Source organism: Paenibacillus sp. RU5M, assembly GCF_900221055.1.
Taxonomy (GTDB): Bacteria; Bacillota; Bacilli; order Paenibacillales; family Paenibacillaceae; genus Paenibacillus; species Paenibacillus marchantiae.
In genome coordinates this window covers 163,726-184,755 of record NZ_OBQM01000003.1, presented here as the reverse complement: position 1 = coordinate 184,755, position 21,030 = coordinate 163,726, and the positions used below count along the sequence as shown (strand labels likewise).

The following is a 21,030-nucleotide window of genomic DNA, read 5'->3' as shown; positions in this document are numbered from 1 at the left end:
GTCTGGTGATTTCCGTCTGTTAAATCCTTAAATCCCTAAACTGTGCTTTCCTGTATCTCTGCTTTATATTTATGCCGATTTAATTACCTGCAACGCATTTGTACGCGAGGCGCTAATCGCCGGATAGATTCCCGAGAGTACTCCGGTCAACACCGCAAACGCTATACCAGCAGGCAGGGCCGACGTCTCAATAACTACTTGGAGAGGTGTGCTTGCCTCCATCGAGATTTGTCCTTGGAGTAGTCCATTTACCCCCTGAATGGCTCCGTAAGCGATGAAGACACCAACAATGCCGCCCAACACTCCAAGTACAGCAGCTTCAGTAATGAACATCTGCCTGATCTGCCACAGATTGGCTCCCAGCACCTTCATGACGCCAATCTGTTTGCGGCGCTGATGTGTGGACATGATCATCGCAACGATAATGGATAGAGAAGCTAGCAGCATAACGAATATCCCTATGCCCATAGCGGCCTTCTGGTACATGCCAAGCTGTTCCTTCATCGCCTGCTCCTGATACAGATTGCTGTCTGTCATCAGCGTCAGCTTCTGAATCTGCTCCTGCACCTGTGCCACATACTTCTTGTCCTCTACCTTCACGAGCGCCGAGTTCAACCGTCCTGCTGCCGCGGCCTGTGCTTGACTGCTCTGGAACTGTTCAGCGAGCATTCGGGCGGTTTCGAGGGAAACATAGACCTTTTTGTCATACATGGCATTGTTCTCACTCATGCCGCCAGGCACCTTCAGTACACCCGTCACTCGCAAAGGGGAGCTTGTTTTGGCTTTGGACAAATCATTCATGTCCTGATATTTCAGGTTAAACTGTGCCTGAAACAGCTCGGTTTGGGTAGACATCAACGCCATGTATTGCTGTAGAAACTCGTCATTAAACGAATCCTCCATGAGCTTGTTGTTCAGTTCGCGGATCACCTCGGCGTCCACAAGTCCGAAGGTTGCACCGTAATTCACAATAGCGGCTCCGCTGATCCCCGATGCCCCGCCTTTGTCAAAACGGTAGCCGAAACGGCTCAATGATCCAAGCTCTGTACCGATAACTTCCACATTGGAGCTTTTGCCATCCAATGTAGCCATCTCCAGCATATCCAGCTTCAGCATCGGAGCAACGGCGACGACATGCGGAAGGCTGGAAATAATATCGATTTTCCGAGCCGTCAGCGCTCCTCGTTCGAAGGTGGACGTCTGCCCATTGCTTCCGCCCGAACCGATTCCCTCATTGGGGGATACTGTAATCTCATCCATTTTGTAATTCTCGTTTAACGTTTTCTCACCATAGACCTGTACCGACTGCCCCACGCTTAACGCGATAATCATGGCCGCACAGCCGATGGACAGGCCAATCATGCACAGAAGAGTAACCACCTTTCTGCGCACAATCTGTCCCCATGACATTCGCAACACATCCAGAACTCTCACAACCGCTCTCCTTGCTCTACTGCCTTGGACTGGCCGCTCTCCACCAAGCATCCGTCCTGCAATGTAATGACAACCTGCATCTGCTCCGCCACTTCAGCCTCATGCGTGACAATAACGAATGTTGTATGCATCTCCCGATTCAGCTGTTGCAAAATGGAAATAATCTCTTCCTCCGTTCGGGTATCCAGGTTCCCGGTAGGCTCGTCCGCGAATATGACGGACGGCTCCGTAATCAGTGAACGCGCAATGCTGACGCGCTGCTGCTGCCCTCCTGATAGCTGGGAAGGGAATAATTCGGACTTGCCGACAAGGCCAACCTGTTCCAGCAGGTGCATCGCCTTTTGCTTACGCCGTGATGGGCGAATGCCCTGAAATACGAGCGGCAGCTCCACATTTTCCCGAATTGTCAGGTTCGCCAGCAGCTCATACGCCTGAAAAATAAAGCCAATATGTGTCCGGCGGAATTCCGCCAGTCGGTTCTCACTCATACGCACAATATCCTGATCTGCAATAAGGATCTTGCCTGTGTCCGGCTTCATCAGACCTGCCATCAGATGCAATAACGTCGATTTGCCTGAACCGGAGCTTCCCAGCAGTGCAACCATCTCACCCTTACCCACGGATATGTTAATGTCCTGCAATACGGGAACAATCCCTTGTGCATTGCGGAACGTGTGTGATACCTGTTCAACTCGCAGCATGAATCCGGCTTCCTCTCATCGATGTAATAGAGGTAATTATAGCCATCAGATGTATCGGTCCAATCTGGACTTGTATCCAATTTGTAAAATCAGCCTTTAGCTGCATTGGATTGAAAGGCCTTCTTTGGATTTATGCAACATGTTCAAATCACAAAAAGACCCTATGGGTTCAGTCCTTAACATAGCGACTTCATTCCATAGGGCCTAATTTCTGAGCATTCCATATTCACATCTTTACCAAGCTCGGAAGCTAAACCGATATAACTCGCTTTTTTCCATAGAGCTCCCGACAACAAAGAGATTGCTGTCATTCCATTTCAACTTGATAAAGTAATCAATATTCCGGTAGATAACCGTATCGGACCCCAGCTTCCGGTCATTCAGATAGGCAATGTGCACCTCATTCTTCTGTCCTTCGAGTGTCAAAAAATAGGCAATGCGGGACTCCTCCTCATCCAGATCGAAGCTCCAGATGGGCCCTTTGACCAGCAGCTCAAACTTCTTGGTATCCGCTCGATATCTGTACAATCCCTGTTCGTTGTTGATCATGCCCTGAATCAGCATGTCCCCATTCTTCAAAACCTTAAACTGCTGTATATCCTGGGCAGGGGTGTATGCAGTGATATCATTTTTGTCGTTCAGAGAGAAGCTATAGACCGCGTAATTTTCTTTCAGTTTAACCAGCACATACACCCGTGATAAATCCCGGCTAATCTCATATGAATCCAGCATAATCAGGGTATCATCCGGACTGGAAATGTTGCTCGTCTGTGCGACCTTGGCAACTAACTCATCATAACTGTACAATTCATGTTTCTTTCCTGACTTTAGCTCCACCATGTTGAACACCAGGTCATCATATCCGATGTAGGATTCATTACCTACAAAGACGCGTGAATAGGAGTTGTCATTCTTCAGCTTGAGATGTTCTCCTGTTTTCAAATCATATTCATAGGTTGTCTTCTGCGCCTGAGTCGATCGGTATTGGGAATAAATCAGCTTGCTCTGATCCGGACTCAAAGTAATCCCATACTCTGTATTCGTGGCGATGTCCTTCAAGAGATTATCATCCATATGCAGCTGTGACAGCTTGATCCCGGTATAGGAACGGTCCGGCCGATTCAATATGACCGTGTTGGGATCAGCTACCTCAAAATCATAAATGGCAAAGTCATTGGGCAGCTTGGTAGCCGACTCAATCTGAATGGTGCTGCTTGGCGGCGGGGCGAGGCGGCTGTTGAACTGTTTATCCGGCAGAATGACGGTTCTGGGCTTCCCATGTCCAATGCTGAACAGACTACCAATGCCAAAGATACCTCCGACAAATACAATCAGCAAACCGGATAACATAAGCATATCACGATATCTGCTCCAAAATCCTCGTTTCTTCATACGTCCGATTCTCCAGGCAGACTGATATTCACCTGTGTTCCCTTGTTCAATATACTCTTCATTTCCACCGTTCCCCCATGCTGCTCCACCGTGTTTTTCACAATTGACAAGCCCAGCCCGGCGCTTCCCTTCTCTGTCCTGTTCATCCCGTTATCCCGGTAAAAGGGTTCAAATACATGCTTAAGCGCTTCCTCCGGAATGCCTTCTCCTTCATCACGAATCAGTATGGCTACCGAATCCCCCAGCCGAAACGATTGGACCTGAATGATGGAATTCACATTCCCGTATTTGACCGAGTTATCCAGCACATTCAAAAAAACTTCCTTGAGCTTATTCCAGTCCCCCTGGACATACAGCAATTCTTCCAGCTCATAGCGAATGCCAATATTGTACTTGCCCGCCTTGATGGACATGTCTTCGCAGGCTTCCCGAATAATATTCGATACATTCACCCGCTCAAAACGGAAGGTCTGAATCGGTGTGGACGATACGGTCACTTCCAGGATATCCGCAACCATGACGTTGAGGCGTTGGCTCTCGTTGATAATATATTTCAACCCTTTGTCGAAGAACACTTGATCCGTAAATCCATTATCCCGCAAAATCTGGGCATACCCCAGTATCGTGGTCAGTGGTGTCTTTAATTCATGCGTCACATTGTCAAAAAAAACCTTGTTGCGTGCCTGTAAATGCTTGACCTCATCCCGTTCTCTCTCAATCACGTCAATCTGCTCCTTTACCCGAGCAATCATGACCGTAAAGCTGGAAGCCAGCTCTCCAATCTCATCCTTCGTGGAGATCTGGATGTCTGCATTCAGGCTGCCTTGTGCAACTTCGGCTGAACGTTTTGTCAGCACACGAATCGGCTTCGTAATCTGGCGTGAAATAAAGACAGATCCAATGAAAACAAACACAAAAATGACGGCTGCAAAGCCCTTGATGGTGTTCTGAAATCGCAGATGCCGTTTGAACAGATCCGTATAATCCCTTTCCAGCTGGATAATGCCAAGGATGCTCCCCTCCAACAGCACAGGAAAGGACAGATTCCCTGTTACTCTGCCTTTGTCCACCACGGTTGTATAGGCGATCTTTGATTTCATGGCAGCCTGTAGATCAGAGGTTTGAGCAGCAGCCAGCTTCGCCTCCGCACCCACGTTGCTAAACGGAGTGCCATCAGACCGATAGACTATGACCTTGCCGCCTACTGCGGAGCCGATCTGTTCTGCGAGGTCCCGATTCCCTGTTCCCAGGGAGTCCTCACTAATCCGTTTATTATGAATCAGGAAGTATTGATTGAGCGCGATATCCAGATTTTTTTTGGATTGCACCATGTCCTCCTGCACTTCCCTGTACATGTTCTCCTCACCCACTTTATTCGAAATAATGAGCAAGGCCGAAAAACCAATAAATACGATGACCGAGAAAAGAACGACCATTTTGAACTGGATCGTCCACTTCATGTATGCACCTGAATATTCAGTTTGTAACCCACGCCGAAGACCGTCTCAATAAGTGAAATCCCCTGCTCCCCGCTATCCAGCTTCTTGCGGATACGCTGAATATGAATGTCTACCGTCCGGGTATCTCCGGGAAAATCAAATCCCCACACTTTATCCAGCAACTCGGACCTTGTATGTACTTTGCGGTGATGGTTGACCAAATATAAGAGCAGATCATACTCCTTATTGGTCAGTCCGGCGCGTTCCCCATCTTTCCAGACTTCACGCTCATCCTTGCGGATCTCAATATGTCTGCCAAGCCGTACCACTTCATAAGACTGATTCTCCAGCGTCTCGCTGATTAGATCAATCCGGCGGAAAATGGCCCGAATGCGCACAACTACCTCACGAATGTCGAATGGCTTGGTAATATAATCGTCCGCCCCCAGCTCCATGCCGAGCACCTTGTCCAGCATATCGGACTTCGCCGTAATCATAATTACAGGAATCTTCGAATTCACGGAAAGTTGTCTGCATACATCGAACCCGCTCATGTCCGGCAGCATCAGGTCGAGCAGGATCAAGTCTGGTCTGGACTCCCTGAGCAGATCCAAGCCCTCTCTGCCTGTTGCTGCTTCGGTCATCTCAAATCCTTCCTTACGCAAAGAATAGGATAGGATGTCGCGAATGGACTCTTCGTCTTCAATAATCAAAATCTGTTTCGGTCTCATGATGAATCTTAATCTCCCTGCTCTATGAATTTCATCTGCCTTATATTCTGTATCTCTGCTCTAGGATTGAACAGAGGTTCACCGGAAATGTTACAACTCGGATACAAGTCTGGCGTCTTTGGAAACATCATCCCGATATACTTGGAACACAGAGAACAAACCAGACCGGACAAAGCCAGATCGGTATCCAAAGGGGAAAACATCACGTGAACAAAACAACCATTCATGATGCTTATGTAAACTATAAATCAGAAGTGACACGGTATCTATCTCAGATCGTCAAAAATCAACAGGATGCAGAGGATCTCACGCAGGAGTGTTTCATTCGAATGATGAATGTATCGGCAGACATTCCGGAAGAACGACTTCTCTACTACCTCAAAAGAATTGCCCGTAACCTCGCCATGGATACATTCCGCAAGCGGACCCGTACACTGAAGCGGGACAGTAAGTTGGAGATGCAAACGTATCACTGTGATACATCCGAATTGGAGATCTCTGAAGGTGTTAACGACCTTGTGTCGATCATTAACAATACAGAGCATCGCAAAATTCTTGAATTACGCGTGATTCACGGGTACAGCATCAAAGAAACCGCCCAGCTCGTTAACCGTAGTGAAGGCATGATCAAATCCTCGGTATTCCATGCCGTCAATCGCATTCGGGCCAAAGTCATCTCATAAGAGATGGCTTTTTTTCATGAGCAGAAATGACGTGAAATCAACATCTGATGTTAGAAAGTATCAAAATTTGTTAGATGGAGCATGACAAAGGACTCATTTTTACAAAAGTCGAGTTCGTTTTTACAAATTGTTATGACTATGTGAGATTTTGGTGTGTTAGAATATGGACGAACTCATGTTTCAACTAATATTTGGGAGGGATTTGGTTGGGTAAATTGACACGTATGCGAGGAGTATGGGTAAAATCACTCCTGGCATTGTCCATGGCATTGCCGCTTCAGATTGGATTGTGGAATGGAGATGCATCGGTTCAGGCCGAATGGGCAACAGACCCTGCACCGTTCATTCAGGCAAAGGTTGTTAACGGAAATGCAGGCAAGAAAGTATTGTTCGACAATACTCATGCACAGACAGCTGGAGCAGCTGACTGGGTCATTGACGGAGGCTTCTCAGACTTCGGCAATGCACTCGCGAATGATGGATATTATGTAAAGGAACTGCGCAAGACGTCTCCTTTTACCTATGACGATCTGAAAGAATATAACGTGTTTGTCATTGCTGAACCCAATGTTCCCTTCAAAACGACAGAACAGGCAGCCTTGAAAGAGTATGTAGAAAAAGGCGGCAGCATATTCTTCATTGGAGATCACTACAATGCTGACCGTAACAAAAACCGCTGGGACGGTTCTGAAGCGATTAACGGCTATCGTCGTGGCGCATTCGAAGATCCAGCCAAAGGCATGAGCACAGAGGAGCGTAACTCTGAGGCTATGCAAAATGTAACCAGCACGGACTGGCTGTCCGATAATTTCGGAGTACGCTTCCGTTACAACGCATTAGGCGATATTAATGCTACTAACATTGTGCCTGCTGGACAGGCATTTGGCATTACAGAAGGTGTATCTGCGGTAGCCATGCACGCAGGGTCCACTCTTGCGATCACCGATCCAACAAAGGCTAAAGGTATTGTGTACCTGCCGAAAACGAATGACGCTTGGCCGAACGCTGTTGACCAGGGCGTATACAATGGCGGTGGAGTTGAGGAAGGTCCTTACGTAGCCGTGTCCAAGCTGGGTGCAGGTAAAGCAGCGTTTATCGGAGATTCCTCTCTGGTTGAAGATGCTTCACCGAAGTATCTTCGCGAAGAGACTGGCGCTCGCAAAACAACGTATGACGGCTTCAAAGAAGTTGATGACGGCAAATTGCTGGTCAATACCGTTAACTGGCTTGCTAATCAAGAAAATTACACTAGCTTGACTCAAGTGAACGGACTTCAACTGGATAATGCAACAGCATTGCTTCCGTTCGAACAACCTGCTGCTTCCACAGAACCACAGGCTGAACCTTGGGCTGCACCAGCTGCAGGATACAAGTGGTATGATCGTTCCACGTTCAAAGCAGGTTCTTATGGTGGACCAGCTTCAAGCGCGAACGCTTCCTACAGCATCGTGAAGCAGGAAACCCTGCCTAATGCGGAGGATTTCCAGATCCGTGTGGTTGTAGAGAACATGCCTGCTAACACAACCGTTTCCGGTTACAGTGCAGGAATTTACCTGACTGGCGGAACACAGGTCGCCATGATTCAGAATGAAGGTGGTACATGGCCGACTTCGTACGGTTATAGCTCCAACTTTAGCGTAACTTCCGACAGCAAAGGTCGCGCAATCAAAGACCTGAATGTCCGCATTAAATCAGGTACAACGGGCGCTGCCAGCCTGCGTCTGCGTCTGAACGGCAGCAACCTGATCACGACTGCAGTTACCGTCGGCAATGTTCCGGCTGAGCAGCTTCCGGAAGAAGAAGGACCAATCCCGGCAACGATCAGCATTGCTGATGCACGCACCAAAGCAGCTGGTTCAACGGTTACAGTTGAGGGTGTAGTTACTACAGAGCCAGGTGCTTTTGGTGGACAATCCTTCTATCTTCAAGACACCACCGGTGGCCTTTATGTTTTCCAAAGTACTGCCGGCTTCCACGCTGGAGATGTGGTTAAAGTAACCGCAGCAACGGCGCTGTACAATAGTGAATTTGAGCTTACGGATATCGTAGCGATCGAGAAAACGGGTACAGCCTCCATCCCTGCTGCCATTGATGTGCCAGCAGTTACGGCTGCAAACCAGGGTCAACTCGTTCAATTGAAAGAAGTAACTGTTCAGAACATCATCAGTGCAACACCGGTAGGTTCGTTTGAATTCGATGCGGTTGCAGCGGACGGAACAAGCACGCATGTACGTGTGGATACACGCACAGGTGTAACGCAAACGACCTTCCCTTATGCAGCAGGCGATAAAATCAGCGTGACAGGTGTTGCCGCTATTTTCAAAGATGTATTTCAACTGAAGCCTAGAAGCTTGAACGATTTCGTAGCCGTTGAAGAAGGCGGCGAAGAAGGACCTTCGACGCCAGCTGTTGGCGCACCAGGTAAGCCGGCGCTTACATCCAACAATGGTTACAGCAACGGTCTCTCTGAAGGGTCTTATACCGTTACTATGAACCTCTGGTGGGGTGACAATGGCACGAGCTATAAGCTGTATGAAGATGGCGTGCTGATTGACACACAAAAGCTGACAGACGCTACACCAGCGGCGCAATCGGCCCAAACAACGATCAATGGTAAAGCTAACGGTACTTATACCTACGTAGCTGAGCTGACGAATTCCAAGGGTACAACTCGCAGTGAAGTACTCACGGTGCAAGTTGCGAATGCTGCCCCTGGCAAAGCAGTTCTCTCCCAAGACAATTGGGATGGGGATGGCAACTACAAAGTGACGATGAATCTGTGGTGGGGAACAAACGCATCAGAATACCGTCTCTATGAGAATGGTCAACTGATCGATACCAAAGCACTGAACGCAGTAACACCTAATGCACAAAGCGCTGTGACAGATGTATCCGGTCACGCGAATGGAACGTACACGTATCGCGCCGAGCTGATCAATGCAGCGGGTGTGACAAGCACTGAAACGATTACGGTACAAGTAACGAAATCCGCTGTATCTCTGCCAGCAGCAAGCTAGGCCTCACTAAGGAATGCCTAACGTTTAACCAAGCATTGAAAAACCGAAGCAAGTTTGCCGGAACTCTGGTATTATCCCCTCAAGGTAGACAGTGAAAAAAGAGGTCATGTTAAAATGAACTCAACACTGAAAACCGGAGGGGATTTTTGCTATGCCAGCTAAAAAAGGCCAAACCTTTAATCAATATAGTGAAGAAACGAAGAAAGAGGCTGTTCGTCTGCGATTGGAAGAAGGTTGGACATACAGTCGGATCATGGAGAAGTTTGGTATTAAGAGTGAGAGCCAGATTATTACTTGGGTACGGAAAAGCCATAATGGAGAGAGTTTTGAGGATTATCGAGGACGTTGGACGAAGAAACATTTTAGCACTGCAGAAGAAGAAAATGCTTATCTGAAAGCGCAGGTAGAATATCTAAAAAAGCTCAATCCGAATTTGCACGGAGAGGGAAGCTGGATTTCGAAACCCGGTGCCAGTCCGTTCGAGAAATAAGCAAGTGGGCACCTGTGGTTTGGTTGTGTAAAATTGCTGAAATTTCTCGCGCAGGTTACTACAAATGGAAGAAGAATATCGTCCTCAGAGAGAAACGAGCAGATCGGGATGCGGATCTAAAAGCACATATTTTAGGCATTCACCGGCTTCGTCCTTATTTTGGCTACAAACGTATGCGAACCGCGTTAGGAAAGGAAGGCCTCGTGGTGAATCACAAAAAGGTACGCCGCTTAATGAGAGAACTTCAGATTCGTTCCGTGATTCGCAAGAAACGTCCATTTGCTGGCCGGAAACCGTCCGTTCTTTTCCGTAATGTCTTAAATAGAGAATTCTCGGCGGCAGCTCCTCTGCAGAAGCTCGTGACGGATATTACGTATGTCCGGATTGGGCATGATTTTGCTTATTTCTCGGTTGTGATGGATCTATACAACAACGAGATTGTAGCTTGGGAACTATCCGAGCGAAATGACTTAAAACTCGTTATGGACACGGTGAAGAAACTAAAATGTGGACCTACCTTGCTCCATTCCGACCAGGGGTTCCAGTATACAACACAGAGCTATGCCAAGTTGCTTGAAGAGAAGAAGCTAACAGGAAGCCATTCTCGGCGTGGGAACTGCTATGACAATGCATGTATTGAGTCGTTCTTCTCCCACTTAAAGACAGAGAAGTTGTATTTGGAGAAGCCTCAGAATCTGGAGCAAGCAAGGAACCGAATTACAGAGTATATTTTGTTTTACAACAAGGAACGTTTCCAAAACAAACTCGGCGACCTCTCCCCGATTGAATTCAGGGAAAAAGTCGCCGCTTAATGGAATTTCTCTTTTTTTATTGTCTACTTGACGGGGCTATGACCAACTCCAGGCACTCGCTTCGGTTTTTTTTCGGTTATTTTTCTGATAAGATCAGTTTCTCTTCAAAATTGTTACCATTCATATCTGTCCACTCAATGACAATAGTTTGGTCTTCATTCCTACTAACCATTGAACCTTTTGTACTCGTTATAGGGAACTCTATAGATTTCGAAGTTAAATCGCTCTCCTTTCTAATTATTCTTCCTTCATTAATGTTAATTTTATATTCTTTAATATCTTCCAAATTATCTTTTTTATAAAATATAGTATATTCTCCATTTTCCGCTCTTTCATTTGTTACTGTCGTATCTAGCTCGCCTCTCCAATGTTCACTCTCTCCCATGAGATTAATTCTTGTTTGCATTTTGGAACAACCAGTGAGAGACATGGCGACTATTAAAATAAGTATAGAAATAGACACCCATAATACATTATTGTTTTTTCTCACAATTTACCTCCATTACTAAATTTATAACTATACAGTATCATAGTATGAGTCTACTTCTAAAACAGTAATTTCATATAGGGCTCAACATTTTGCTGATATTAACTTCCTATAAAATACAAAAAGCAGCACCTGCTATTGCATGGGCTGCTCTTCCGATAGATCAATAATGGATTGAAACTTATCCATCATGTTCTTTATTTTATTCGTCTTTAGCAAACTTTACCTTTACTTCTCTATACCAGCTTCTTGCGAATGTAGCCAGAGATCAGATCAATGATCGTGATCATTACGATAATACCCAGCAAGATAATCCCTACTCGCGGCCAGTTCCGAGTACTGAGTGCAAAGATTAGCGGTGTACCGATCCCTCCTGCCCCGATAACCCCCAGAATGGTTGCGGAACGCACATTAATCTCGAACCGATACAACGTGTAGTTAAGGAATCCAGGCAAAACCTGTGGCAGTACAGCAAACCACAGCTGCTGCATGCGAGTCGCCCCAGAAGCGAGCAACGCTTCAGAAGGACCATAATCAATATTTTCCACTTCATCAGCGAACAGTTTACCAAGCATCCCGATGGAATGCAGCCCAAGGGCGAGTACACCCGCGAAGGAACCCGGACCCACCGCCTTGATGAACAGCAAAGCCATAATAATCTCCGGGAACGTACGGATAAAGCTGAGCACCATTTTGCCCGTACCCGATACAGGACGGAAGCTGCTCATATTTCGGGCAGACCAGAACGCAAACGGGATACACAGTACAGCGGAAATGACGGTACCCAGCACCGAGATCGCCAGTGTATCCAGCAATCCTCGCAGCAAATCTTCACCCTCAGGCAGATAAACAAAGTCCCAATCCGGGGAGAAAATCCCGGCGACAATTGCCTTCATGATCTGACCAGCCGTTTCCTTCAAACCGGTAAACGGTACACCGGCAAGTGCCCAAGCGTACACAAGTATAAGCAAGATTACAATGACCCAGCGAAGCGGGTTCTTCCGTGGTTTGCGCCGGATTACGCTTGTTTCATTTTTCATCATAACAATTTCTCCCGCAGCTTAGTACTTACATAATCAATGATCAGAACAATGACAAGGGTAAACAGAATGATTACACTCGTTTTGTCATATTCCAGGAATCCAAGTGTTGCTTCATAATACAGTCCGATGCCCCCAGCTCCAACCAATCCGAGAATCGCAGCGGCACGTACATTAATCTCAAAGGCATACAGTACATAGGAAGTAAACTGGGCGGCCAGTTGTGGCACCACGCCATAAACAATCAATTGAATCCGGTTCATGCCGACAGCTGTCATCGCTTCGAGCGGTCCCTGATCAATCGTTTCCAGCGTTTCGTAGGTCAGCTTGGCAATCAGTCCCACCGAGAAGACAGCGAGTGCCAATATACCAGGAATCGGTCCCAGTCCAAACACAGCAACAAACAGCGCCGCAAGTAGCAGGTCAGGCACGGTACGGATCAGGTTCAGTACAAAGCGGGCTGGATAGTAGATCCAACGGCTAGGCATTAAGTTGCCTGCACAGATAATCGAGACCGGAATTGCGATGATCGCACCGATCGTTGTACCGATCAGAGCCATACGGATCGTCTCCAGCATGCCCTGAACGATGTTGTCAAAGTAAGTCCACCGCGGCGGGAACATCTCACGCAGCAGATCCAGCATGTTGGGTAAACCTTCAAACAGCTCACTGAAGCTGGCATCGGTCTGTCTGGCACTTGCCCACAAAAGCAGCAGAATGATCACTAGCGTGAGCAGATGTTTGGTACGCCCTGGTGGTTTGGGACGGTGGACAGCCGAGCCTGAACCTGTTCCAGGACGCTTTCCCTTTCCTGATTCGTTCTGCAATGATCCATCTATCGATACGTTTACGGGTTGCTTCATACCAGAACTTCTCCCCGCTGTTCCTGTACAGCCTGTTTATCCAGCAGCTCGTCTGCCAGAATAGGTCTGCCATATATTTCTGCAAAACGCTCATCCGTTGCTTCGGATACCGGACCATCAAACACCACTTCGCCGGCACGCAATCCAACAATACGGGTCGCATACTCTCTGGCTAGGTCGATAAAGTGAAGGTTCACGATCGTTGTAATGCCAAGATCCTGGTTGATGCGTTTCAGATCATCCATTACCTGCTTCGTTGTTAGTGGATCGAGTGAAGCGACAGGCTCGTCTGCCAGAATGATTTTGGCTTCCTGTGCAAGTACTCGCGCTATGGCCACACGTTGCTGTTGCCCACCGGACAGCTGATCAGCACGGGAATAGGCTTTTTCTGCGATATTTACCCGTTCCAGTGCTCCAAATGCGAGTTCTGTATCTTCTTTGGGAAAACGGCCCAGAATGGTACGCATCGTGGAATGATATCCCACGCGTCCAGCAAGCACGTTACGAAGCACACTGGAACGTTTCACAAGATTGAAGCTCTGGAAGATCATACCGATATCCCGGCGAATCATGCGAAGTGACTTGCCATGAGCTTTCGTGATCGACTTGCCATTGATCAAAATCTCACCGTCACTGATATCATGAAGTCGGTTAATGGAACGCAGAAGCGTCGATTTTCCCGCACCAGACAAACCAACTACGGCAATGAATTCCCCTTGTTTAAATTTCAGATTAATATTATTCAGGCCCTTGGTGCCGTTAGCATATGTTTTCGTTACGTTGTGAAGCTCAATCATGGCTGTAATCCTTCTTTCATTAATATGGTATTTCGCAGGGTCACGCTGTAATGGGACAAGCCAGCGCAGCGTGTATCACGCTGAACTGGCCTGCCCGCTGAACCGATGAAGTTATCCAATGAAAAGATAATCAATGCACTACAATGCGATCAATCCATCACGATATTTCTTGAACAGAGAACTACTCGGTTTTTACTTTCTCCCCGTACTCACGAACGATATCAAACTTGCTGTCATCAGACTCTACATAACCTTCGTGTGTGTAAATTTCTTTGATAATTTCGTGACCTTGTGGATCTTTACCGATGTCGATGAATGCTTGTTTGATCTTCGCTGTCCAATCTGCATTCATGTCTGTACGTACTGTGATGGTATCGTTAGGAATCGGCTCAGTGAACGCCAGTACACGCGTATCTTCAAATACAGTCGGGTAGTCTTTCACTACAGTGTTACGAGCATCCTGGAAAATCGCTGCGGCATCAACGTCGCCGTTCAGCACTGCCAGCACACCTTGGTCATGGCCTTTAACCGTGATTGCCTGTACATCTTTCAAAGGATTAATGCCTCTGTCGAGCAACAGGGCTGCCGGCCATACATAACCTGCAGAAGAAGTTACGTTCTGGTAAGCGATTTTTTTGCCTTTCAGATCCTCAACGGATTGGATCGGCGAGTCTTTTTTCACAATAATCATGGATTTATACGAATCTGCCAGTTCCTCAGTTGGAGCGCCAGTCTCATCATTTACACCAAAACGTTGTGCCTGAAGAATAACTTCAGCTGCGCCTTTTTCTTTGGCAAGTACATAAGCCGTCGGAGGCAGGAAACCTACGTCCACTTTATTGGAAGCCATTGCTTCAATAATTGTGTTGTAGTCTGTGGATACGCTGACCTTCACCGGGATACCCAATTTGTCACCCAGCAGCTTCTCGAGCGGTTTTGCTTTGGCTTCGAGTGTATCTGCATTTTGTGATGGAACAAATTGTACAGTCAGCTCAGTCGGCACATAACCTTCAGCGGCTTTGTCTGTCTCTGCCGTGTCAGTACTGGATGAATTCGAGCTCGTATCAGCCCCGTTAGCCGAACCTGTTGTACTACTGTTAGACCCACAAGCACTTAGAAACAGAACCAAAATCAACAATGGTAAAAATAAAGCAGACTTCTTCAAGCGAACACCCTCCAAAGAGTTTCTATTTTTCATTACTTGTCTACTATAGTCGTCAATTATTTGCGCGATGTGAAACGAAATTTGGAGTTTTGTAAAGTTTCCTGTCAGGCTGTCAGAGCGGCTTTGATCTGTTAGAATAGCCTCATTACAGTTGATAATACAAGTAGAAATGGTGAATCCCCTTGTACTCTGCCGCTTGAATGACCTGTGATTTGATATGTTTAAACTTATATATTTAGAGGAGATTGTAAAATGACATCCATAACAACTACGGCAAACTTCGACATCATGGTAACCAGTGACCTTCATGGGGCCATTCGCCCCATACATTACAACACCAATGCCTATCGTCCAGCCGGACTTGCTTTGCTTGCTTCGCTGATTCGGCGTGAACGGGATCGTTCACCCGAATTGCTGCTCGTGGATAACGGTGATCTGTTGCAAGGCTCTCCTTTGGCCTCATATGCTGCTTCCTTTGTTTCGAATCACGAAGTGCATCCCTTCATTAATGTTCTGAATGAACTGGGCTATGATGCTGCCGTAATGGGCAATCATGAATTCAACTACGGCCAGGACTTGCTGCGTAAAGCAGTGCAAGACTCCCATTTTCCTTGGCTATCTGCAAATATTGTTAATGAAGGAAAGCCTGACGAAGAGGTACTACACACTGCACCTACTGGAGCAGCCATTCCCGCCTTCGGTCCTCCCTATCTGATCAAAACCTTGTCTTCAGGCGTTAAAATTGCTTTGCTGGGCGCAACGACGCACTATATTCCGAATTGGGAGCATCCGAAAAACATAGAAGGTTTACAGTTCCTTGATGCTATGGAGACTATTCGTGCATGGGTTGGCTATATTCGTGAACATGAACAGCCGGATGTGCTCGTGGTCAGTTACCATGGTGGTTTTGAGAGTGATCTGGAGACAGGCGAACCTGCTGAGCGGTTAACCGGGGAAAATCAGGCGTACGCGATCTGCCGTGACATTGAAGGGATTGACGTTCTGCTTACCGGACATCAACACCGTCAGCTTACCGCTGAAATACATGGTGTGACCGTGGTTCAGCCTGGATTTAGTGGGAACGGTGTAGGTCATGTATCCACCCAGTTGGACCGGTTATCGAATGGAAAGTGGCAGATTGCCGGAAAACAGGCTCGCTTGTTGCTCTTGGATGAAGATAGTGATGTACAGCCCGATGCGGCTGTTATGAAACTGACGGATGAGTTGGAAGCAAAAGCACAGGCATGGCTGGACCAGCCGATTGGCGAGGTGGCCGGAGACTTATCCATCACCGATCCTGCCGCATTGCGGCTTGCGGCGCATCCCTTTATTGCCTTTGTACATCAGGTGCAGATGGAAGCAACGGGAGCACAAATATCGAATACCGCATTACTCAGTGAAGAGGCCCGCGGTTTCGGTTCCCTCATTACCGTTCGGGATGTGCTGTCTAACTTTATCTATCCCAATACACTGACGGTGCTGGAGCTTCGTGGTCAGGACATTCGGGATGCATTAGAACAAACGGCGCGTTACTTTGAAGTGGAGACATCAGGCGAAGTTGTCGTTAATCCTGCTTACATGCAGCCGAAACCACAGCATTATAATTACGACATGTGGGCGGGCGTCGAATATGAGCTGGATATCTCCAAACCTGTGGGAAGTCGTGTGGTGAAGCTGGAACGTGAGGGCATACCTGTTGCTATGGACGCGACGTACTCTGTAGTGATGAACAGTTATCGCGCAGCAGGTGGCGGTGATTATGCGATGTATCCAGGCAAAAAGGTACTTCATGAAGGCGCCACGGATATGGCGGCACTGGTGGAGGATTATATTCGCAGACATCAACCACTAACAGTGGAGCAGGCGAATAACTGGCGGGTTGTTGGATAGTACGGAGTAATTACTGTAATTGAAGAAGTGTAATCATTACCACAAGATCATAAAATTAATTTTCTCATCGTACGCCTCCCAAATTATGTATAATTATAGTTAATCAACAGAAATTCGGGAGGTGTACGAATGAGCTTTATATGGTCTGCAACTATAATTCAATTCGTTTTTATTATAGGCATTATATCTCTGGTTTACTTTTTGATTACTATGAATAATAAGATCAAGAGAATTAATAGTAGACTTGCCGAAATTGAACGCGCAATGAATAACGAAAGTTTAAAAGAATATAAATAAATTCATAAATCCTCTCTTTTCAAAGACCGTACTACTTCAGAAATGCAAAGAGCAGAACCTGAATCACAGGTTCTGCTCTTTCTATTATAATGAAACCAATGCCCCCCGCTCATCCGCCGAGCGCATCTCCGCTTCAATTAACTCAAGCGTGCCTGTTGCACTTTCCGGTGTACATACAGATACAGGCGTACCTGCTTGAACAGACTGGATAAAATATTTGAGTTGGTGGTAATATCCCGAGTCGGGTGACAGCTCAGCGACGAAACCGGGAGCATCGTTCGGATTTACTTTCAGCTCACCATTCTCAAAGACCAGATTGCCCTGCTCCAAATTAACGCGATACGTCATCGAGAAACCGTAGTCTCCCCCCAGCGTCCAGTCCGCTTGGGCATTCAGTACTTTTCCGTCAGGGTATACATAATTGGTCGACACGGTATCATAGCCACTTCCCGGAATGACGTTGCGAGCCAGCGTGGATACTTGATCCGGTTTGCCAAACACCCAGTGAATAATATCCGCATCATGGATGTGCATGTCTAATATGCAGCCTCCGCTTTTCTCCCCATCCAAAAACCACTCTTGAGGCAAACCTGAACCCCTGAAGAAATAACCTGCGTTGACCGCTCCATAACGCCCGTCTTCTACTACGGATTTCAGATACGCATAGGCTGGCCAGAAGCGTAAACATTGACCAATCATCAGTGTTTTCCCGGTCGCTTTGGCCGTCTGTGCCATCTTCCAGCCTTCCGTCGAATGGCGCGCAACCGGCTTCTCACACAGCACATGAAAGCCTTTCTCCAGCAAGGAACACGTTAGTTCAGCATGCAGTGGTGTAGGCAGCGTAATATCAATGATATCCAGTTCTTCTTGTTCCAGCATTGCGTCGATGTTGTCGTACAAACGATAAGGTGTGAGATCATATACCTCTTGCTCCGTCGCCATATTGCCGGCTGCTTTACCGTTCTTCAGTTCCTCTATTCTCAGATCGCAGATGGCTACCAATTCCACGGGTTCCCCTTCTGAGGCAAGGCGTACATAGTTGTCAAAATGCATACGTCCCATAAACCCAAAACCGATCAATCCCACTTTTAACATGTTTTTACCTCCCATAAAAATAGATTTTATATCGAATAAACGTTGTTATCTGTACTTAACCCTGAGAACGTCCAAGAATAGCATCCATCGCTTTGGATGTATTGAATATGATCTGTTTCGAATGATGGGTGTATGGCGGAATCATCTCGGCAGTCACGTAGTTGTCATAACCAATATCCTGTAATGCCTGCATAACCGCCGGATAATTCACATCTCCAGCCAGCAGATCCACAAATCCATGAAGTCCTCCCGCTTGACGCCGGTAATCCTTGAAGTGCACTTTCTTGATCCGGTGACCCAGAATGCGAACCCACTGCTCTGGGTAACCATTCTGCACCACATTGCCCACATCGAAATACGAACCTATATAATCTGAGCTAAAAGAATCAATAAAGGTACGCAGCTCAAGCGGTGACACCAAGAATTTGTTCCATACGTTCTCAATACCAATCGATACTCCAGCACTTTCCGCGTACGGCAGCAGATGCGCAAGGGCTTCTTGCGCTCGTTCGTAAGCAACTTCATAATCCGTCACTTCGCTGTCTGGAATAAAGTCCACACCAACCGCACCCGGAATGACCAGAATGGTATCCACACCAAATGCTGCGGCAAGCTCAAGCTGTTTTTTACACACATCCAGAGCTTTCGTTCGGATCTCTGGACGAGCGCTCGTCATCGGGTAATCCCAGTACAATCCGGTTGCTAGTCCCGCGATTTCGAGTTCGGCCTCTTCTAGACGTCCCTGAATATCACGAACCTCCTGATCCGTGGCAGACAGACTCAGCTCGCCTTCTCCATTAAGCGAAAGTTCAATCCCCTCAAAGCCAGCTTGCTTCGCCGTCTGAATACAATCCGCAATAGAGGCATCTCCTGGAAAAGACCATATGTTAATCCCTTTTTTCATCCGAATACCCTCCTTCAAAATATGAATACCTGTTCTTCAGCATCGCATCGCTATCCTAATTGAAAATGACCAAATCGGGCAGGCAAATGAAAGTTTACAGCCCCCGTGGGCTGCCATGCCTGATACTCCCGATCTCCCTGCATATTCTCATCAATGCGGTAAACATTGACCCTCCAGCATACGCCTTTAGTCAGGGGCGACTTGAAGTTACTCGCTGGAATATGGATCAAATACACCCGATGGCCCTGACGATCCACTTCTACAGCCGTTTGCAACCCCTCCAGCTGCCAGGTTACATCTGCCTTCAATTCGGAACCTTCGCTGTTATTGTGAATGAGTGCATCAAATATTACGTTGTGCGGACTGACCTCCAGTTCGATGTAATTCCTGCCATCGCCCTGTTCATCAATGAACAGTTCAACCACATCCTGCTCATACAATGGCTGATCCCTTTCCGTGAAATCAGATACAACGTGATCATCCTGGCATACAAACCGAATATGCAAGTATTCGGGACTCCAGCCAAAACGGACTTCTGTGGATTGATGAGGTGGCCTGCCTGTTACCGTGTCCACCAGCTCCACTGGAACACATCGTTCCCAATCCGCAGTCGAGGGGAATCCACTCTGTGCAACTAACCTGAGTGGTTCGCAGCAATAACTCGTGCTCCGGTCCACAGGGAGAGAGCGCATCTGAATCCTCTCCTTTTTTAGCTTAATCCGTGATGTTGTCACTCTCGTAAGAACATGTGATAATACATATATTATAAATAAATTACCTGATTATTTATTTAGGAGATAAAGAGATTATTTGCACAATTCCGTTCAGTTTTAATCAAATCTGTTTGTGCCAATCTCATTGAAAAAGGAGATGGAATTTATGTCTCTCCAGCAAGCGGTATATCCTCTGCAACGAACCGTCACTTACAAAGAATGGTCTCCCAACGTGCATTATGCTCAGTTCCAGAGCCTTCCTCCCGGTAAGCTGGCAAAGCGGCGTTTGTATGATTTTGAACTTCTGTACGTCTCTCAAGGTGAAGCTGCAACTTATATGAAGGATAAACACCATATTTTGAAGGCAGGTCAGCTAATCTTGCTATCTGCCGGTGTCTATCATCAGAATGAGGTGGTTTCGAGCCCGGAAGCACGTTTCATTGGCATTCATTTTGATTTCTTCAACGAATTGACCATTCAGACCGAGGCAGATATGGTTGTTAACGAAGAGACTGTCCTGCACCATAAATTCGCAGTAGAAGCTTGCGCAGAGGGCATGACGCCGCTATCTATTAACCCCGTGTATACCCCTTCTCCAGCTGCCGTGCAGCTTATGGAGCAATTGGTACATGAATTTACGATGCGCCCACCGGGATATGAACTGGTATGCAAAGCCTTGATGCTGCAAATATTGACTCATCTGCTGCGTTCATCCTGGCGAAGTTCGTCACGCCATGATTCGGTACACGGAGAGAAGCTGCTCGAACTCATGAAACGTATTGAGGCCGCCCCTTCCGACCCGTGGACCAATTCGGGCATCGCCAAACAATTGAACCTGAGTGTGGATCATATGGCCAAATTGTTCAAACAGATTGCGGGCATGCCTCCCAACGAATACATTCAATCCATCCGCCTGAGTGAGGCACGTAAGCTGCTGCGGGAAACCGATCATTCCATTGAGACTGTGGGTGTACAAAGTGGTTACCCGGACATTCATTACTTCAGCCGTATGTTCCGCAAATATGAAGGCATTTCCCCCCGGGAATACCGGAAGTTGTCCAAAATGTTATAAAAAAAGAG

At 47.1% G+C, this 21,030-nt stretch carries 18 protein-coding genes; 5 read left to right on the top strand and 13 right to left on the bottom strand.

What is annotated here, in order from left to right:
* Positions 1 to 69: 69 nt before the first annotated feature.
* The 5 genes from CRO25_RS11465 to CRO25_RS11445 form a co-directional block, all read right to left on the bottom strand.
* Positions 70 to 1,434, bottom strand: a complete 1,365-nt coding sequence (locus CRO25_RS11465) for an FtsX-like permease family protein (protein WP_063565940.1) — start codon at positions 1,432 to 1,434, stop codon at positions 70 to 72.
* A complete protein-coding gene (locus tag CRO25_RS11460; RefSeq protein WP_063565941.1) occupies positions 1,431 to 2,135 on the bottom strand; it encodes an ABC transporter ATP-binding protein in 705 nt (234 codons plus the stop codon). Before CRO25_RS11460 ends, CRO25_RS11465 begins: the two co-directional genes overlap by 4 nt.
* A gap of 234 nt (positions 2,136 to 2,369) precedes the next feature.
* Positions 2,370 to 3,527 carry a hypothetical protein gene (locus CRO25_RS11455; protein ID WP_079695057.1) on the bottom strand — a complete coding sequence of 386 codons (1,158 nt, stop codon included), beginning with the start codon at positions 3,525 to 3,527 and terminating at the stop codon, positions 2,370 to 2,372.
* Complete coding sequence (locus CRO25_RS11450) at positions 3,524 to 4,987, bottom strand: HAMP domain-containing sensor histidine kinase (RefSeq protein ID WP_079695056.1); 1,464 nt, start codon at positions 4,985 to 4,987, stop codon at positions 3,524 to 3,526. The genes CRO25_RS11455 and CRO25_RS11450 overlap by 4 nt, the downstream gene beginning before the upstream one ends.
* Positions 4,984 to 5,697: a response regulator transcription factor gene (locus CRO25_RS11445; protein ID WP_024628875.1), complete on the bottom strand. Its 714-nt coding sequence runs from the start codon at positions 5,695 to 5,697 to the stop codon at positions 4,984 to 4,986. Before CRO25_RS11445 ends, CRO25_RS11450 begins: the two co-directional genes overlap by 4 nt.
* Positions 5,698 to 5,903: 206 nt before the next feature.
* Between CRO25_RS11445 and CRO25_RS11440 the strand changes: the two genes are divergently transcribed.
* From CRO25_RS11440 to CRO25_RS11430, 3 genes are all read left to right on the top strand, one after another.
* Positions 5,904 to 6,380, top strand: coding sequence for an RNA polymerase sigma factor (locus CRO25_RS11440; protein ID WP_063565944.1), 477 nt, complete (start codon positions 5,904 to 5,906; stop codon positions 6,378 to 6,380).
* A 206-nt stretch (positions 6,381 to 6,586) separates the two neighbouring features.
* Entirely contained in the window at positions 6,587 to 9,397 is a 2,811-nt protein-coding gene (locus CRO25_RS11435; RefSeq protein ID WP_372828768.1) for a chitinase N-terminal domain-containing protein, read from the top strand.
* Positions 9,398 to 9,548: 151 nt separating this feature from the next.
* Positions 9,549 to 10,699, top strand: a protein-coding gene (locus CRO25_RS11430) for an IS3 family transposase (protein ID WP_097115765.1) whose coding sequence is annotated in 2 segments (ribosomal slippage) — positions 9,549 to 9,810 and positions 9,810 to 10,699 — 1,152 coding nt in all. Because the reading frame shifts where the segments join, the coding sequence is not laid out codon by codon here.
* 76 nt (positions 10,700 to 10,775) lie between these two features.
* Here CRO25_RS11430 and CRO25_RS11425 read toward each other — a convergent pair.
* The 5 genes from CRO25_RS11425 to CRO25_RS11405 form a co-directional block, all read right to left on the bottom strand.
* Positions 10,776 to 11,189, bottom strand: a complete 414-nt coding sequence (locus CRO25_RS11425) for a hypothetical protein (protein WP_063565945.1) — start codon at positions 11,187 to 11,189, stop codon at positions 10,776 to 10,778.
* A gap of 233 nt (positions 11,190 to 11,422) precedes the next feature.
* The gene (gene phnE, locus CRO25_RS11420; protein ID WP_063565946.1) at positions 11,423 to 12,229 is read right to left on the bottom strand and encodes a phosphonate ABC transporter, permease protein PhnE; all 807 of its coding nucleotides are present in this window, start codon (positions 12,227 to 12,229) and stop codon (positions 11,423 to 11,425) included.
* Positions 12,226 to 13,089, bottom strand: a complete 864-nt coding sequence (gene phnE / locus CRO25_RS11415; RefSeq protein ID WP_079695054.1) for a phosphonate ABC transporter, permease protein PhnE — start codon at positions 13,087 to 13,089, stop codon at positions 12,226 to 12,228. Before phnE (CRO25_RS11415) ends, phnE (CRO25_RS11420) begins: the two co-directional genes overlap by 4 nt.
* Positions 13,086 to 13,886 carry a phosphonate ABC transporter ATP-binding protein gene (phnC, locus tag CRO25_RS11410; RefSeq protein WP_063565947.1) on the bottom strand — a complete coding sequence of 267 codons (801 nt, stop codon included), beginning with the start codon at positions 13,884 to 13,886 and terminating at the stop codon, positions 13,086 to 13,088. The genes phnE (CRO25_RS11415) and phnC overlap by 4 nt, the downstream gene beginning before the upstream one ends.
* 181 nt (positions 13,887 to 14,067) lie before the next feature.
* A complete protein-coding gene (locus CRO25_RS11405) occupies positions 14,068 to 15,051 on the bottom strand; it encodes a phosphate/phosphite/phosphonate ABC transporter substrate-binding protein (protein WP_063565948.1) in 984 nt (327 codons plus the stop codon).
* A 252-nt stretch (positions 15,052 to 15,303) separates the two neighbouring features.
* Between CRO25_RS11405 and CRO25_RS11400 the strand changes: the two genes are divergently transcribed.
* Positions 15,304 to 16,941 carry a bifunctional UDP-sugar hydrolase/5'-nucleotidase gene (locus tag CRO25_RS11400; protein ID WP_097115764.1) on the top strand — a complete coding sequence of 546 codons (1,638 nt, stop codon included), beginning with the start codon at positions 15,304 to 15,306 and terminating at the stop codon, positions 16,939 to 16,941.
* A gap of 381 nt (positions 16,942 to 17,322) precedes the next feature.
* Here CRO25_RS11400 and CRO25_RS11395 read toward each other — a convergent pair whose 3' ends face one another.
* The 3 genes from CRO25_RS11395 to CRO25_RS11385 are packed head-to-tail and all read right to left on the bottom strand — an operon-like array spanning position 17,323 to position 19,929.
* The gene (locus tag CRO25_RS11395) at positions 17,323 to 18,333 is read right to left on the bottom strand and encodes a Gfo/Idh/MocA family protein (protein ID WP_079695053.1); all 1,011 of its coding nucleotides are present in this window, start codon (positions 18,331 to 18,333) and stop codon (positions 17,323 to 17,325) included.
* A gap of 55 nt (positions 18,334 to 18,388) precedes the next feature.
* A complete protein-coding gene (locus tag CRO25_RS11390) occupies positions 18,389 to 19,237 on the bottom strand; it encodes a sugar phosphate isomerase/epimerase (protein WP_076290306.1) in 849 nt (282 codons plus the stop codon).
* Positions 19,238 to 19,287: 50 nt separating this feature from the next.
* Positions 19,288 to 19,929: a carbohydrate-binding family 9-like protein gene (locus tag CRO25_RS11385; protein WP_079695052.1), complete on the bottom strand. Its 642-nt coding sequence runs from the start codon at positions 19,927 to 19,929 to the stop codon at positions 19,288 to 19,290.
* A gap of 187 nt (positions 19,930 to 20,116) precedes the next feature.
* Here CRO25_RS11385 and CRO25_RS11380 point away from each other — a divergent pair, with 187 nt between their 5' ends.
* Positions 20,117 to 21,022 (top strand): AraC family transcriptional regulator, encoded by a 906-nt coding sequence (locus tag CRO25_RS11380; protein ID WP_079695051.1) that lies wholly within the window; start codon positions 20,117 to 20,119, stop codon positions 21,020 to 21,022.
* The last annotated feature ends 8 nt before the right edge of the window (positions 21,023 to 21,030 follow it).

What these genes read in the sequence shown, in the direction of transcription:
- CRO25_RS11460 (WP_063565941.1), bottom strand. Translation starts at nt 2,135, where the DNA reads ATGCTGCGAGTTGAACAGGTATCACACACGTTCCGCAATGCACAAGGG.
- CRO25_RS11455 (WP_079695057.1), bottom strand. Translation starts at nt 3,527, where the DNA reads ATGAAGAAACGAGGATTTTGGAGCAGATATCGTGATATGCTTATGTTA.
- CRO25_RS11450 (WP_079695056.1), bottom strand. Translation starts at nt 4,987, where the DNA reads ATGAAGTGGACGATCCAGTTCAAAATGGTCGTTCTTTTCTCGGTCATC.
- CRO25_RS11445 (WP_024628875.1), bottom strand. Translation starts at nt 5,697, where the DNA reads ATGAGACCGAAACAGATTTTGATTATTGAAGACGAAGAGTCCATTCGC.
- phnE (WP_063565946.1), bottom strand. Translation starts at nt 12,229, where the DNA reads ATGATGAAAAATGAAACAAGCGTAATCCGGCGCAAACCACGGAAGAAC.
- phnE (WP_079695054.1), bottom strand. Translation starts at nt 13,089, where the DNA reads ATGAAGCAACCCGTAAACGTATCGATAGATGGATCATTGCAGAACGAA.
- phnC (WP_063565947.1), bottom strand. Translation starts at nt 13,886, where the DNA reads ATGATTGAGCTTCACAACGTAACGAAAACATATGCTAACGGCACCAAG.
- CRO25_RS11400 (WP_097115764.1), top strand. Translation starts at nt 15,304, where the DNA reads ATGACATCCATAACAACTACGGCAAACTTCGACATCATGGTAACCAGT.
- CRO25_RS11395 (WP_079695053.1), bottom strand. Translation starts at nt 18,333, where the DNA reads ATGTTAAAAGTGGGATTGATCGGTTTTGGGTTTATGGGACGTATGCAT.
- CRO25_RS11390 (WP_076290306.1), bottom strand. Translation starts at nt 19,237, where the DNA reads ATGAAAAAAGGGATTAACATATGGTCTTTTCCAGGAGATGCCTCTATT.
- CRO25_RS11385 (WP_079695052.1), bottom strand. Translation starts at nt 19,929, where the DNA reads ATGCGCTCTCTCCCTGTGGACCGGAGCACGAGTTATTGCTGCGAACCA.
- CRO25_RS11380 (WP_079695051.1), top strand. Translation starts at nt 20,117, where the DNA reads ATGTCTCTCCAGCAAGCGGTATATCCTCTGCAACGAACCGTCACTTAC.